The sequence below is a fragment of the Natrinema sp. DC36 genome (assembly GCF_020405225.1).
GTDB lineage: Archaea > Halobacteriota > Halobacteria > Halobacteriales > Natrialbaceae > Natrinema.
The window spans coordinates 1758540-1772209 of the sequence record NZ_CP084472.1; the positions used below are offsets into that span (position 1 = coordinate 1758540).

The 13670-nt window shown below is 65.0% G+C and carries 14 protein-coding genes; 5 read left to right on the top strand and 9 right to left on the bottom strand.

Features of this window, described 5'->3' with window-relative positions; translation table 11 throughout:
* Positions 1 to 105: 105 nt before the first annotated feature.
* From LDH74_RS09320 to LDH74_RS09335, 4 genes are all read right to left on the bottom strand, one after another.
* Complete coding sequence (locus tag LDH74_RS09320) at positions 106 to 1317, bottom strand: PQQ-binding-like beta-propeller repeat protein (RefSeq protein WP_226042225.1); 1212 nt, start codon at positions 1315 to 1317, stop codon at positions 106 to 108.
* A gap of 69 nt (positions 1318 to 1386) precedes the next feature.
* Positions 1387 to 1959: a HemK2/MTQ2 family protein methyltransferase gene (locus LDH74_RS09325; RefSeq protein WP_226042226.1), complete on the bottom strand. Its 573-nt coding sequence runs from the start codon at positions 1957 to 1959 to the stop codon at positions 1387 to 1389.
* Positions 1960 to 3147, bottom strand: coding sequence for a mechanosensitive ion channel family protein (locus LDH74_RS09330; RefSeq protein ID WP_226042227.1), 1188 nt, complete (start codon positions 3145 to 3147; stop codon positions 1960 to 1962).
* Between the two features lie 120 nt (positions 3148 to 3267).
* Positions 3268 to 4107, bottom strand: coding sequence for a 16S ribosomal RNA methyltransferase A (locus LDH74_RS09335; RefSeq protein WP_226042228.1), 840 nt, complete (start codon positions 4105 to 4107; stop codon positions 3268 to 3270).
* A 495-nt stretch (positions 4108 to 4602) separates the two neighbouring features.
* On the opposite strand from LDH74_RS09335, the gene LDH74_RS09340 reads away from it, so the two are divergent.
* Both LDH74_RS09340 and LDH74_RS09345 read left to right on the top strand, forming a co-directional pair.
* On the top strand, positions 4603 to 5406 hold the full coding sequence (locus LDH74_RS09340) for an NAD(P)-dependent oxidoreductase (RefSeq protein ID WP_226042229.1): 804 nt from the start codon (positions 4603 to 4605) through the stop codon (positions 5404 to 5406).
* Positions 5407 to 5505: 99 nt separating this feature from the next.
* Positions 5506 to 5832: a hypothetical protein gene (locus LDH74_RS09345; RefSeq protein WP_226042230.1), complete on the top strand. Its 327-nt coding sequence runs from the start codon at positions 5506 to 5508 to the stop codon at positions 5830 to 5832.
* Between the two features lie 38 nt (positions 5833 to 5870).
* On the opposite strand, the gene LDH74_RS09350 is transcribed toward LDH74_RS09345, so the two are convergent.
* Positions 5871 to 6881: a glutathione S-transferase family protein gene (locus tag LDH74_RS09350; protein WP_226042231.1), complete on the bottom strand. Its 1011-nt coding sequence runs from the start codon at positions 6879 to 6881 to the stop codon at positions 5871 to 5873.
* A 101-nt stretch (positions 6882 to 6982) separates the two neighbouring features.
* The gene (locus LDH74_RS09355; RefSeq protein ID WP_226042232.1) at positions 6983 to 7966 is read right to left on the bottom strand and encodes a calcium/sodium antiporter; all 984 of its coding nucleotides are present in this window, start codon (positions 7964 to 7966) and stop codon (positions 6983 to 6985) included.
* A 119-nt stretch (positions 7967 to 8085) separates the two neighbouring features.
* Here LDH74_RS09355 and LDH74_RS09360 point away from each other — a divergent pair, with 119 nt between their 5' ends.
* A complete protein-coding gene (locus LDH74_RS09360; RefSeq protein WP_226042233.1) occupies positions 8086 to 9186 on the top strand; it encodes a DNA methyltransferase in 1101 nt (366 codons plus the stop codon).
* Between the two features lie 425 nt (positions 9187 to 9611).
* On the opposite strand, the gene LDH74_RS09365 is transcribed toward LDH74_RS09360, so the two are convergent.
* The gene (locus LDH74_RS09365) at positions 9612 to 10274 is read right to left on the bottom strand and encodes a TrkA family potassium uptake protein (protein WP_226042234.1); all 663 of its coding nucleotides are present in this window, start codon (positions 10272 to 10274) and stop codon (positions 9612 to 9614) included.
* A gap of 259 nt (positions 10275 to 10533) precedes the next feature.
* On the opposite strand from LDH74_RS09365, the gene LDH74_RS09370 reads away from it, so the two are divergent.
* Together LDH74_RS09370 and LDH74_RS09375 are read left to right on the top strand one after the other, a co-directional pair.
* On the top strand, positions 10534 to 11970 hold the full coding sequence (locus LDH74_RS09370) for an NCS2 family permease (protein ID WP_226042235.1): 1437 nt from the start codon (positions 10534 to 10536) through the stop codon (positions 11968 to 11970).
* A 132-nt stretch (positions 11971 to 12102) separates the two neighbouring features.
* On the top strand, positions 12103 to 12360 hold the full coding sequence (locus tag LDH74_RS09375) for a glutaredoxin domain-containing protein (protein WP_226042236.1): 258 nt from the start codon (positions 12103 to 12105) through the stop codon (positions 12358 to 12360).
* A gap of 59 nt (positions 12361 to 12419) precedes the next feature.
* Here the strand turns inward: LDH74_RS09375 and LDH74_RS09380 are convergent, their stop codons facing one another.
* Both LDH74_RS09380 and LDH74_RS09385 read right to left on the bottom strand, forming a co-directional pair.
* Entirely contained in the window at positions 12420 to 12629 is a 210-nt protein-coding gene (locus LDH74_RS09380) for a hypothetical protein (protein ID WP_226042237.1), read from the bottom strand.
* 61 nt (positions 12630 to 12690) lie between these two features.
* Positions 12691 to 13656, bottom strand: a complete 966-nt coding sequence (locus LDH74_RS09385; RefSeq protein ID WP_226042238.1) for a transcriptional regulator — start codon at positions 13654 to 13656, stop codon at positions 12691 to 12693.
* Between the last annotated feature and the right edge of the window lie 14 nt (positions 13657 to 13670).

The window sequence follows — 13670 nt, forward strand, 5'->3', positions numbered from 1 at the left end:
GCGGCTGCTACCCGACGAACAGCTGTCGGCCCGAAACCGAGACGGACCGCTATCGATCAGTGGGTCTGCTCGGGTGTACGAGACTCCGCGGTGGGATTGGCAGAATCACTCCAGTGCCAGCAGGGCGTCGGTCTCGTCATCGACCCGCGCGACGACGTAGATCGTGCCGTCGTCGAGGACCGGCCCCGGCCCGACCCGTCCCGCGAACTCGCGCTCGAACCGGAGCGTGGGACCCCCGCTCGGACTGTCACCCGGCGTCGGGTCCAGTGCGCGGAGGCGATCGCCGCCGACGAAAACGGTGTCGCGACCGTACGCCGGCGCGGTGTGTCGCCAGTCGCCGATGTCGTGTTTCCAGTGTCGATCACCGAATTCGGTATCGACGGCGTGAAGCTCCTGACCGTTTGCGACGAGAACGAGCCCGTCGGCCACGGCAATGCCGTGGTCGGCCCAGCCGGAATCGGCCGTCCAATTGCGCGTCGGGTTCGATATCCCATCGTCCATCAGCGCGTACGTCGTTCCGTCTCTGCAGTTGACGTAGACCAAGTCAGTGTCCGCGCTGGGTGGAGCCGTCGGCTCGGCAGGTAGTTGCCACCGCCGTCCACCCATTCCGTCCCTGTCCAGCAAATACACCATCCCGGCTCGAGTGGTGATGACGAACCAGTACGCCATGAAGACGGCAGGATGGTCCTGGACCTGTCCGAAGTCCTCGCGGTCCCACCGAACCGTCCCGTCGGCGGGATCGAGCGCGACGACTCGTTCCCCTGCGCCACAGACGAGTTGCTCACCGGCGCGCGTCGCCGGCGTCGTCACCACACCGGGCGTCTCGAGTTTCCGTTCCCACAGCTGTTCGCCCGTCTCGGCCTCGAGCGCGAGAATCGCGTTCCCGGTCGAAACGTAGGCGACGTCGTTCCAGAGCAGCGGCACCCGCTTGACGTCCTCGGCCGTCCACAGTTCCGTCCCCTCCGCGGCGTCGAGAACTCGAAGGGTGTCCACGTCAGGCTGGTAGACGCGCCCGCCGGCGACGACCGGTGCCTGATAGGTGAGTTGTGAGACCTCGACCCGCCAGCGCTCGGTGACACCGTCGACCGGGGCCTTGCCGTCACCGATCTCGCGGGTGTTGGCCGCATTGCAGCCGAACGTCGACCACTCGCCGTTGGCCCCGCGGGCGCTGTTCCCGGGATCCGGTAGACGTTCGACGCCCGACGGCGGCGGCTCATCTGGACCTCTGCGCCGCGAGAGTAGTGAACAGCCCGCGAGCGCGACGCTCACACCAGTCGCGCCGACGCTCGTCAGTAGCGTTCGTCGAGTGGAGGGCATCACTCGGAACCTCCAACTCATCCGAAATTAATCTTCGGGTGACGTATTCCGGAACTCCAATCTGGGCCGCTATCGGAGCAACTCGAGGACGGTCAGCGTCTCGAAGGGGAACGACTCGTCGGCGACGGCGACGGCGCTGAAGCCGTGCTCGCCGGCTTCTTCAACCACCTCGTCGACCCCCGTCAGGCTGCTGACCAGCAGGAAGACGCAGCCGCCGGGAGCGAGTACCCGACCGACGTTCGCGAGGAACGGGTCGATGACGGCCCGACCGTCCTCGCCGCCCGACAGCGCGTGTTCCATCCAGTCGTCCCACTCGTTTTCGGGATCGGTCGGCAGGTACGGCGGATTGAAGACGACCGCGTCGAACGCGCCGTCCCGAAACGGCGAGACGAGATCTGCCTGCACCGTCTCGACGCCCGCCGACCGAGCCTGACGAACGGCGTGGGGGTTCAGGTCCGACGCGATCACGCGAGCCCCCGTTCCGTCGGCGATCTGTCGGGCGACGTAGCCCGAGCCGGTTCCCACCTCGAGCACGAGATCGCTCGCCTCGAGTCGCTCGCAGGCCGCCTCGGCCAGCAGGTGCGAGTCCTCGGCGGGCTGGTAGACGTCCGGTTCCTGCGCGCGTCTGTCCTCGAGTCCCATCTAGTTCTCCTCCGGTGTCGTCATCTGTTGTTCGCGCGCGTTGTCGTCAGCCGTCGCGTTCTCAGCCGTCGCGTTCTTCGCGGCGGGCGTCGCCTCGCTCTCGTCGGCGATCCGGAAGCCGCCGGTTTCGGCGCGCCCCGAGAGTTCGCGTTGCGGGTACGGGATCTTGATGTCCTCGGCCTCGAACGCCCGCTTGATGGCGTTGATCGCGGCGGTCCGGGCCTTCCAGTGGCGTCTGGCGCTCGGCTTGTCGATCCAGAACCGGACGCCGAGCACGACTGCCGAGTCCCCGAAGGACTTCCCGACGACCTGCGGCGACGGCGCGGCGATCGCCTCGTCGACCTCGTCGATCGCGTTTTCCGCGAGGTCGGCGGCGCGTTCGACGTCGGTCCCGTAGTCGACCCCGACCTCGACCTCGAGTCGCAGGCGACCTCGCTTCGAGCGGTTCGTCACCATACTCGAGGCGATGACGTCGTTCGGGATCATGATGTACTCGCCGTCGAACGACCGGAGCTGGGTGTTCACGATCGAGATGTCGGTGACGATCCCCTCGTTGTCTTCGACTTCGATCCAGTCGCCGATTTCGAAGGGGCGGGCGAACATCAGGACGAACCCCGAGAGCATCGTCCCGAGGGTCTGGCGGGCGGCCATCCCGAGGACGATCCCGAGGAAGCCGGCTCCGACCAGCAGGCTACCGAGATCCTCGATCCAGATACCCAGAACGACCACGATCGAGACGGACCAGATGATCACCTGCGAGAGTCGGTGTGTCACCTTGCGCTGGTGGGCCGTCACTGCCGTCGACGAGTTGAAGACCTCCTCGATCAGCCGGGCGACGAACCGGGTGACGATGACCGTCACGACGAGCAGGAGAAACGAAAAGAGTGCACGCGCCACGGCGTCGCTGCTCAAACCGAGATCCAAATAGAGCCGCTGAATCTCGTCTGTGCGGCCCCAGACGCCGGTCATAACGGCGATACTCGCGAGGCAACTGACGATGAGCAGCGACATCGAGACGATGTCCGCGTACAGCGGCCTCGCCCGCTCGCAGAGCCACGCGTGGAGCCGACGGTAGGAGAGAAGCACGGCGATCACGGTCCCGACCGCCGCGAGAGACACCGCGAGTTTGAGCTCGGTCGTCGGAATCGCCTCCGACAGCCAGTCGAGCTCCGTCAGTAGTTCGAACATGCGTTCGTCTCGCCGATCTGTCGTTCGCGCAGCTTTGAGTATCCGTTGGTTGGTTCGCACCGTTCAGTGGTTCGACGCGAGTCGAGGCTGTCTCGCCGCTCGAGCGCTCGTCGACCGATATTAGTCGTCGGTCGGCTCTCCGACGTCCCGCGCGAGCTGGGCCAGCGCGGCGAACTCCGCCGGTGCCATCGCGCCGGCCCGCTTCCGGAGCACGTCCTCGTCCGCCGCGTCGACGACCGCCTCCGGCTCCGAGAGTCCGGAGATGTGACCCGTGTTCCTGATCGCGTTCCGGATCGTCTTCCGGCGCTGGGTGAACAGGGCCTTGACGAATCGCAGGAAGAACTCCTCGTCCTCGACCGCGTAATCGGGTTCTCGCGGGACCGCTCGAACCACCGCGCTCTGGACGGCCGGCGGCGGCGAAAACGCCTCCTTCGGGATCGACTCGACGAGTTCGATATCCGCGTAGTGCTGGCTCGAGACCGAGAGCCGGCCGTACTCCGACGTGTCGGGCTCAGCGACCATCCGCTCGGCGAACTCCTGTTGGAACATCAAGACCAGCGGCTTCTTCTCCGGAAACAGTCGGAAGGCGATCTGGCTCGAGACGCCGTAGGGGAGGTTCGACACCGACGCGGTAAACTCGGGGAGGTCGACCTCGAGCGCGTCGCCCTCGATGACGGTCAAATTCCCGGCGTCGATCTCGTCGGCGAACTCCTCGCGCAAGAATTGGACGAGTTCGCGGTCCCGCTCGATGACTGTGGCTTCATCGCCGACCGCGAGCAATCGGTCGGTCAGCGCGCCCGTTCCGCCGCCGATCTCGAGCAGGTGGCTCGTGTCGGCGTCGATCTCAGTGAGGTAGGTTGGCAGCCGATCCAGCACCCGGTCGTCGACGAGGAAGTGCTGGTCGCGGTCCGGATCGCCGCGGACGCCCGCCCGGGCGATCAGTCCGTCTGGATCTCTCATTGCCGGCGCTTCGGCTGGGGTGCGTGTAAACGCACCGTCTCAGACGTCCCTTTTTGCTGCGGGTTGCTGAGAAATCGGAGATTTCTCGCATCAAGCGAAGCCTTCGGTTTCGCGGACATCGCGAAGTCTAGCGGGACATACGTCCCGATGACCTCGCGGGAACTTCGTTCCCGCTTAGCTCCGCTTCGCTCAGTCACAAAAGGGCAGAGCCGTTTTGAACGACCTCGCTCCCTACGGTCGCTCGAACCGCTCGGCGCAAAAAGCTACACTAAAAAGGCTACCTTCGCGGGCTTCGCCCGCTCCGCCGGTGAACTGCTCACTTCGTTCGCAGATGCTCGTCGCGATAACGCCTTCGCCTATACTTAGCGTGGTTTTCACGGATAATTCTGACTAAAGAAATCGTAGTGCTAACTACTGGCAACTAACTCGATTCTACAGTACTAGGCCGGAAGACGCTGGCCAGACCTATTTCGGCCTCGTTGCCGTCTCTCAGGTATGACGAACATCGCGATCACCGGTGCGGCGGGGAACGTCGGCCGGGAAGCCATCGACGCGTTTCCGGACGACCACGATCTCACGCTCTTTTCCCACAGCGAGACCGAGGATCTGGACGCGACACCCCTCGAGATCACCGACCGCGAGGCGTTCGTCGACGCGCTCGAGGGCCAGGACGTGCTGATCCACCTCGCGGCCAACGCCTCGCCGCGTGCGTCGTGGGACGAGGTGCGCGGGCCGAACGTCGACGGCCTCTGCAACGCCTTCGAGGCCGCAGTCGAGAACGACCTCAAGCGGGTGGTCTTCGCGAGTTCGAACCACGCGGTCAACATGCGAAACACCGTCTCGGCGATCCGGCCCGAGTCGACGGTCGGGAGCCCCGAGATCGTCCGGCCGAGCGATTCGACCGATCCGGACACCTTCTACGGCGTCACGAAGGTCTTCGGCGAGGCGATGGGGTCGTACTACGCCAAGCGACACGGGTTCGAGGTGGTAAACCTCCGGATCGGCTGGCTGCTCACCCGCGACGAACTCCGCCAGGAGTGCGACGAACGCGACGGTGCCGGCGAGCGCTACGCCCGCGCGATGTGGCTAAGCCCCGACGACTGTCGGCGGCTGCTCGACGCTGCTGCGACGGCGACGCTCCCGGAGTCTCCCCTGATCACCCACGGGATCTCCGACAACTCGGAGCGGTTCCTCTCGCTCGCAGAGACCATGCAGGCCCTCGAGTACCGGCCACAAGACGACGCTGAGGCGGTCCTGAGCGACGAGTCGGACGGCCATGACGGACTCGAGACGACGTGATCGCCTAACTCGTGGCGACCGCTGAGACGGGCCCGTTCGTTTCCTCGAGGGACCCACGGATTCGAAAGACGGAATAGCGCCACGTTCGTAGCGTCGCACATGTCAGTCAAGGTGTCCGAGTCATCGGGCTACGGGCCGAACACCCAGATGTCCCTGTTCGGCTATATTATGGGTGCAGTACTCGTAATCGTTCTCCTCCCGTTAATCCCCGTTCTCATCCCCGTGTGGATTCTCTGGAAAGTGTTCGTCTCCGAGGAGGAGTTCGACCACAGCTTCGAGACCTGGCGACGCGAATCCGGCCACACTGGCTCCGACCGTCTCGAAGCCGCCGAATCCGAACCCGAAGACGCGGACACTGAAGATACCGAGGCCGAAGACGCCGAACCGGCAGACGCGGACGCCGACCAGACGGCAGCCGAATCCTAACGCCGCCGTCCCGTCGTTCTCTGCAGGACGAGTCCTCGCTAGTCGTCGGCGTTCGCGGCCGCGACGAGGTCGGACGGCGGGCCGCCCGGCAGCTCGTCGCGGTCGTGGGGTGCCTCGAACTCGAGGGCGGGTCCGCGGGCGACGATTCCGTGGGGGTTCACGTCGGGGTGGGTCGTGTAGTAGTGTTCCTTGATATGATCCATGTTTACCGTTTGAGCGACGCCTGACGTCCCGTAGAGGTCGCGAAGGTACGGCCAGAGGTTGTCGTACTCGCGAACGTACTGGACGTTACACATGAAGTGCGTATGGTAGACGTTGTCAAATCGGACGAGCGTCGTGAACATCGCGATATCGGCCTCAGTAAGCCGATCACCGGCGAGATAGCGCTGGTCTGCCAGCACCTCGTCCCAGTGATCGAGCGCCGCGAAGAGGTCGTCGACTGCCTCGTCGTAGGGCTCCTGTTTCGTCGCGAAGCCCGCACGATAGACGCCGTTGTTGATCGGCTCGTAGATCTCGTCGATGATCCGGTCGACCTCGTCTCGATAGCCCTCGGGGTAGAGGTCCACGTCTCGCGAAGCGGTCTCGTGGAACTCAGTGTCGAGCATCCGCATGATCTCTTCGGACTCGTTGTTGACGATGGTGTCCTCCTGTTTGTCCCAGAGCACCGGCACCGTCACGCGACAGGTCGCGTCCGGATCCGCGCGCACGTACAACTCCCGGAGGAAATCCGCTCCGTGGACGTGATCCGGCGTACAGCCCGCCTTCTCGGGGGTGAACTGCCAGCCGTCCTCGTCGCGGTAGGGATCGACGACCGAGACGGAGATCGCGTCCTCGAGTCCCTTCAGCGCCCGCGTCACTAGCGTCCGGTGGGCCCACGGGCAGGCGGAGGAGACGTAGAGGTGGTACCGACCCGCCTCGGGCTGGAATCGAGCGTCGGGATCGTCTCGAATCTCGTTCCGAAAGTTCGTTTCCTGGCGTTCGAACGAGCCGTCGTCGTCGGTGTACTCACCCGCGTCGGTCCGCCACTCGCCGTCGACGAGCATGTTCATAGTCGAACGAAGGGCCCGGAACGACAAAGGCTCTCGCTAACCCTCGTGTCACCGGGGTTCCACGACGGACGGAGTCGACCGATATCCGGTCGACCAACGGCTTAGAACACCAGACTCGCGACCGAGTACCCCGCTCCGAGGATCACGAGAGCGACGCCCTCGAGTCGGGTCAGCCACCGCCCGGTCGCGAGTACGACCGTCGCGAACGCGGTCAGTGCGGCCAGCCACGCCAGCGCGACGAAGACGGCCGGGTCGACGGTCAGCGGTCTGACGACGGCGGCGATCCCCAGCACGCCGACGACGTTGAACACGTTCGATCCGATGACGTTCCCCGCGGCGATACTCACGTCGTCTCCGCGTGCGGCCACGACGGAGGTCACGAGTTCCGGTATCGAGGTCCCGGCCGCGACGACCGTCGCGCCGATCGCCCACTCCGAGACCCCGGCGGCGAGGGCGAGTCCCACCGCCGAGTCGACCAGTATGCGTCCGCCGACGATCACGAGAAGCAGGCCGGCGAGGACGCGCCCGGCCTCGAGACCGAACCGGACCTCGCGTCCGTCTTGACCGTCGGGCGGGAGCGTCGCTCCGTCGGTCGCCTCGGGTCGCCTCTTATCGCCGTCACCAGCGGTATCCCTTCGAATCGCGACGGCGAGCGCGCCCAGATAGCCGACCAACAGTGCGAGCAGGATCGCGCCGTCGAGCCGCGAGACGACGCCGTCGGCGAGGACGGCGGCCGCGACGATCGTCGATGCGGCCATCGCGAGCGCGTCGCGGCGGAGCAGCGTTTCCGCGACGCGAAACGGCGAAATCACGGCGACGAGGCCGAGAATCACGCCGAGGTTGAACACGTTCGAACCGACGACGTTCCCGACCGAGACGTCGCCTCGACCCTCGAGCGCGGCCTCGGTCGAAACGACGACCTCGGGAGCCGAGGTTCCGAAGGCGACGACCGTGAGGCCGACGACGAGCGCGGAGACGCCAGCCGCGCTGGCGAGACTCGAGGCACCGGTGACGAGCAGTCGCGCTCCGATCCACAGGGCGAGAACGCTGATACCGAACAGGACGACATCGCCGACGGGCACCATCGATAGCAGATCCGTTCGAAGGGCAGCGTAAAAAACGGCGGGCAAGCGGAAAGGGCGATCGACCCGACCGTTCGACCGGAGGCACGGGTGTTTAAGCGATCCGAGTGAGCACTCGAGGTATGGCAGACGACGGCGACCGGCACCGCCAGAGCCGCCTGTTCACGGACGACGACGGCGAGTTCGACGCCGACCGCGCGCGGGAGGAGTCCCTACCGGTCGAGGACGGCGAGGTGATCGATACCGACGACCTCGCGGATCACCAGTGCTACGTCGAAGACAGAGGGATCTACGACGAGCGCAACCGGGTGAACGACCTCACGGGCAAGGAGTGGAAGTACGCCACCAAGTCGGTGATTCCCGAGGGCTATCCCCCAGCCGTCCAGCACGACCTGCGCAGCGAACACGGCGGCCAGAAGCCCCCGCGACTCTGCGCGGAGCTGATCGATCGATTCAGCAAGGCCGGAGACACCGTCCTCGATCCCTTCGCGGGCGTCGGCGGCACCCTGTTGGGCGCGAGCTTCTGCGAACACGAAGGCACCGGCCTTCGGGAGGCGATCGGCTTCGAGCAGACCAGACGATGGATCGAGATCTACGAGACGGTCCTCGAGCGGGAGAACGACGAACGCCGCGAGCGTGGTGAACCGCCGCTGGCCGAACAGGAGCTGCGCCACGGCGACTGCGCCGACCTGATCGAGGACGTGTCCGACGACTCGATCGGCCTCCTCCTGACCGACGTCCCCTACTGGCACATGGACGAACTCGAGCAGACGCGCAACGAACGCCAGACGCGCGAGAGCAAACTGGGCTCGTTCGATGGCGCTGCCGGCGCTCCCGACACACCAGACGCCGAAACCGATGGTCGCGATGCGACCGCCGATGCCGATTCGGGGACCAGTCCCGGCGATCGACAGACGAAAGCCGAGTGGCTCGACGATATGGCGGGCAAGTTCGACCGGTTCACCGACGCCGTCGCGCCGGACGGCCACGTCGTCGTCTTCATCGGCGATATGTACCGCGAACAGTCCTACGAGTTCCTCTCGGCGGATCTCGCGCGGGCGATCGAGTCGACCGCGCCGCTGACCCTCGCGGCGAATCTGATCTGGTACGATCCCACGAAGGACCTCCACGTCTACGGCTATCCGTTCTCCTTCGTCCCCTCGATGGTCCACCAGAACGTCCTCGTCTTCCGCCTCGAGGACGAGGACGAAAGCGACGACTGAGCCGCTATCGTCGGCCGGCAGTGAGCGAGTTGGGGTCGTCGGCTGGCTGTGGGCGATGGATCGTCGGCTGGCTGTGGGCGATGGATCGTCCGCTGGTCCTGACGAGTCCGGTAACAGTTCCCGCCGAGAGCGCGGTCTGAGACGGATTTCCGTCCCGGTTTCCCGGCGCGATCGCGACCGCCCTGCAGGTGCACCGAAACCGGCTGACAGCAGTCCGTCTGACCGCCGTCAGTCGATCGTCTGACGCGGTTTTATTGGGTACCGGCGCGACGGAAGGAACAGGCGCGAGGCGGCCTCCCCACCCCTCCCCCACCCATCCGCCTGCGCGCCTGCTCCCGTTTCTCTCCCCCTTTTGTCGCGTCGACCAGCCTGATCGAGTCACAGCGGCTGGTTCGAGGGCCGATTCGAGCCCGGAGACGACCCGACTATGCGTTTGCGGGCGACAACGTCGACCGAACCTCCTCGGCGCGATCCGCATCGGTGATGACCGCGACCTCGTCTCCGGCCTCGAGTTCGGTCCCCGGGAGCGGGATCGTCAGCGACTCCCGAGCGCGGCCGTGGGCGTAGATCCGCGCGGACTCGGGCAACTCGAGTTCGCTCATTCGTTTGCCGACCGCCGGCGATCCGTCCCGAATCTCGAGGACGGTCAACTGGAGGTTCTCGGCGAGATCGGCGACGACGTTGAAGTCACCCCCGAGCAGGGCGGTCTTCGCGCCCGCAGCACCGAGCCGTTCGGGGTAGATGATCTCGTCGACCTCCTCGGCGTACTTCTCGTAGATGTCCTCGCGGTAGTCCTCGTCGATCCGGAGAACGGTCCGACAGCCGTGGTGGGTGCCGACCATACACGCGGAGAAGTTAACGTTGAGATCGGGCGTGAACGCGCCGATCGCATCCGCGGTTTCGATCCCTGCGTCGACGAGGACGTCTTCGTCAGCGCCGTCGCCGTGTACCGTCTCGAACCCGTCAGTAGTGGCGCGTTCGATCCGGTCCGTGTTCTCATCGACGATGCGGACCTCGTGGCCTTCCTCCGCGAGGATCGTCGCCGTCCGCGACCCGACCCGACCGTATCCCACGATGACAAACCTCATGGTATCACGGTACGCGCCCCGTAGTGAAATACGTTGGTCCCGCCCGCGAGAACTCCCGTTTCGACCGCGATGGGTCCCCCTTCGGCCGCGATGGACCCTCGCCTCGCTCACGAGGGTTTCGTCCGATCCCCCGACCGCCACGAGGAATCGAGTGAAATAAATGTGAAATTTTCGACGATACCCACGTCCGTGCCCAAAAACTGGCCGATTCGGACAAGAACCTTTAACTAATCGGTGTTGTTATGCTCGAGCATCCAATATGGGGGCATTCGAGACACTCGCGGCGTACTTCGGGTTCGACGAACACGATACCGACCTCGGGACGGAAACGGTCGCGGGAATAACGACGTTCCTCGCGATGTCGTACATCATCGTCGTCAATCCGCTCATTCTCAGCGAGGCGATCGCGCTCGAGGGCTACGATGCCGGCGAAGTCCAGCAGATGATCGCCGTCGCGACGATCCTCGCGTCGGCGGTCGCCATCTTCGTCATGGCGTTCTGGGCCAACAGACCGTTCGGCCTCGCGCCCGGGATGGGGCTGAACGCGTTCTTCGCGTTCACGGTCGTCATCGGCCTCGGCGTCCCGTGGCAGGTCGCGCTCGCGGCCGTTTTCGTGGAAGGGATTATTTTCATCGCGCTGACGGCGGTCGGCGCGCGGAAATACATCATCGAACTGTTCCCCGAACCCGTCAAGTTCGCGGTCGGGGCCGGGATCGGCGTCTACCTGCTCTTTCTGGGACTCCAGGAGATGCAGATCGTCGTGGACCATCCGGACACGCTCGTCACGCTGGGTAACGTCGCGACGAGCGCGGTCGCAGCGCTTTCGGTCGTCGGCCTCGCGCTGATGCTCATCCTTCACGCTCGTGGGACTCGCGGATCGATCGTCATCGGAATCCTCGCCACTGCCGTCGCCGGGTGGGTACTGACCGTCGCCGGCGTCGTCTCCCCGGGAACGCTCGTTCCCGCCACCACCTACGATCAGATCTCCAGTGACGGGATCCTGAGTCTGATCGCGAACGTCCAGTACGACTTCACGCCGCTGGCCGCCGGCTTCGTCGACGGCCTCGGGATGATCACCGACGACCCGCTCGTGTTCGCGCTGGTCGTCTTCACGTTCTTCTTCGTCGACTTCTTCGACACGGCCGGGACCCTTATCGGCGTCTCGCAGATCGGCGGATTCCTCGATGAGGACGGTGACCTCCCCGAAATCGAGAAGCCGTTGATGGCCGACGCGATCGGCACCACCCTCGGTGCGATGGTCGGAACGTCGACGGTGACGACATACATCGAATCGTCGACCGGCGTCGAGGAAGGCGGGCGAACCGGCTTCACCGCTCTCGTCGTCGGCCTCCTCTTCGTGCTCTCCCTGCTCATCGTGCCGCTGATCGGTGCCATCCCGCAGTACGCGTCGTACCTCGCGCTGGTCGTCGTCGGGATCATCATGCTACAGGGCGTCACCGACATCGACTGGCAGGATCCGGCCTGGGCGATCTCCGCCGGGCTGACGATCACGGTCATGCCGCTGACCGCGTCGATCTCGAACGGACTCGCCGCCGGGATCATCAGCTACCCGATCGTCAAAGCCGCGACGGGTGAAACCGAAGACGTCTCCGTCGGGCAGTGGGTGCTCGCCGCCGCGTTCATCCTCTACTTTGCCGTCTTCTTCGCCGTCGACGCTGGAATGGTCTCGTTCTAGCGTCGACCGCCGATCTCCGTCGCCGACGGCTGTTCTTCCCCGATATGACCGCAGGTGCCCTCAACACCCTCGGTTCCGGCAACTGCCCGGTCGACCGGTGGGATAATACGTCTTCCGCAGCAATACGCTCGTATGGCAGACATCACGATGTACGAGCTTCCCGGCTGTCCGTTCTGTGCGAAGGTCCGCTCAAAGCTCGACGACCTCGAGCTCGAGTACGATACCATCGAGGTGCCGCGCTCGCACGACGAGCGCACCGAAGTCGAGAACGTCAGCGGCCAGACCGGCGTGCCGGTCATCGTCGACGAGGCGAACGGCGTCGACGGGATGAGCGAGAGCGACGATATCGTCGCGTACCTCGAGGAAACGTACGGCAACGGCGCGGCCTGAGTTCGGATACTCGATCGCAGTTCGCTCCCTCGAAGGTAGTTCGGCAACGATACCTGGAATTACAGGTCCCACCAGAATCGGTTCGAAAGCAGGCTGAATACCGTGAATACGAGGTAGCCGCCAACAACGTAGATGCCGCCGAACACCGCTGCATCGGCCGCCGTCGTGACGGTCGTCCCGTAGTTGAAGACGAGTCCGAGAACTGCGAGGGTGAGAACGAGGAACGCGCGGTGCCGACTGACGATTGCGACGGTCCACTGGCCCTCCATAGGTGTTCCTCGCGGTCAGTACTCGAAAAATTGTCGTTCGGCGTAAGTGTTTCCGACCGGATCAGGCCGCTTCTTCGTACTCGGAGCGCTCTCGAATGACGTCTCGAAGCTCGTCGGTGTTCCGGAATTCCGCGAGTTCGTCGCGCTCGACCAGCGCGGTGCCGTCGACGGACTCCCGTTTCGCCCGGTCGACGACGTAGACGGATTGCGTGCGCGTGACCTGGCCGATCGAACTCATGATCCGGGCGCGTTTCTCCGCGGCCTTCGTAAATTTCGAGTGGCCGGTGAGGACGATATCGCTGTCGTCCTCGTCCTCGCTGACGGCCGTAAACGGCGACCGTGCCGTCGGATGGACGCTGTAGCCGGCCCTCGTGAGAACGGCGACCACCTGTTCGTCGTCCGGATCCGCGTCGGGATCGTCCGGCGTCGCCTCGCTCTCGTGGACGTCGTCGGCCCCCTCGAGTACGTCGACGGGGCTCGTGAGCGGGGCGTCGAACATCTCCTCGAGCGTCATCGCGACCTCGACGGAGGCGTTCATGCCGTCCTCGTACTTCGAGACCGTCCGCCGGGAGACGCCGAGTTCGCTGGCGAGTTGGCCGAGGCTCCAGTCGCGGTCCTCGCGCTCGTCGGCCAGCAGGTTGCCGTCGATGTTGACGTAGAGGCCGCCGGGGGCGGCGTAGATCAGCGGCGGGACTTCCTCGATGAACAGGTTGTACGCCGTATCGGGACTGAAAACCGGGACGCCGTGTCGGAAGTAGACGACGTCGGGTTTCAGATCTTCGTCGCGGCTGCGCAGGCCGATGACCAGGGGCGTCGCGTTGAGGTAGGTTCCCAGGCGTCGCATCTCCTGGCCGGTCGCCCGGTTGAACGCGTCGATATTCGCGAGGATTTTGACGAGGACGAGGTCCTCACCGCGTCGGGCGGCGATATCGAAACTCTTCGGTCGAATCGCACACCGATCACTCACCATGAATCCCGCGTCCTCTAACATCGCGGTCACGTTACCGACTAGTGCGGAGCGGGACATACGGGGTTGTAAGC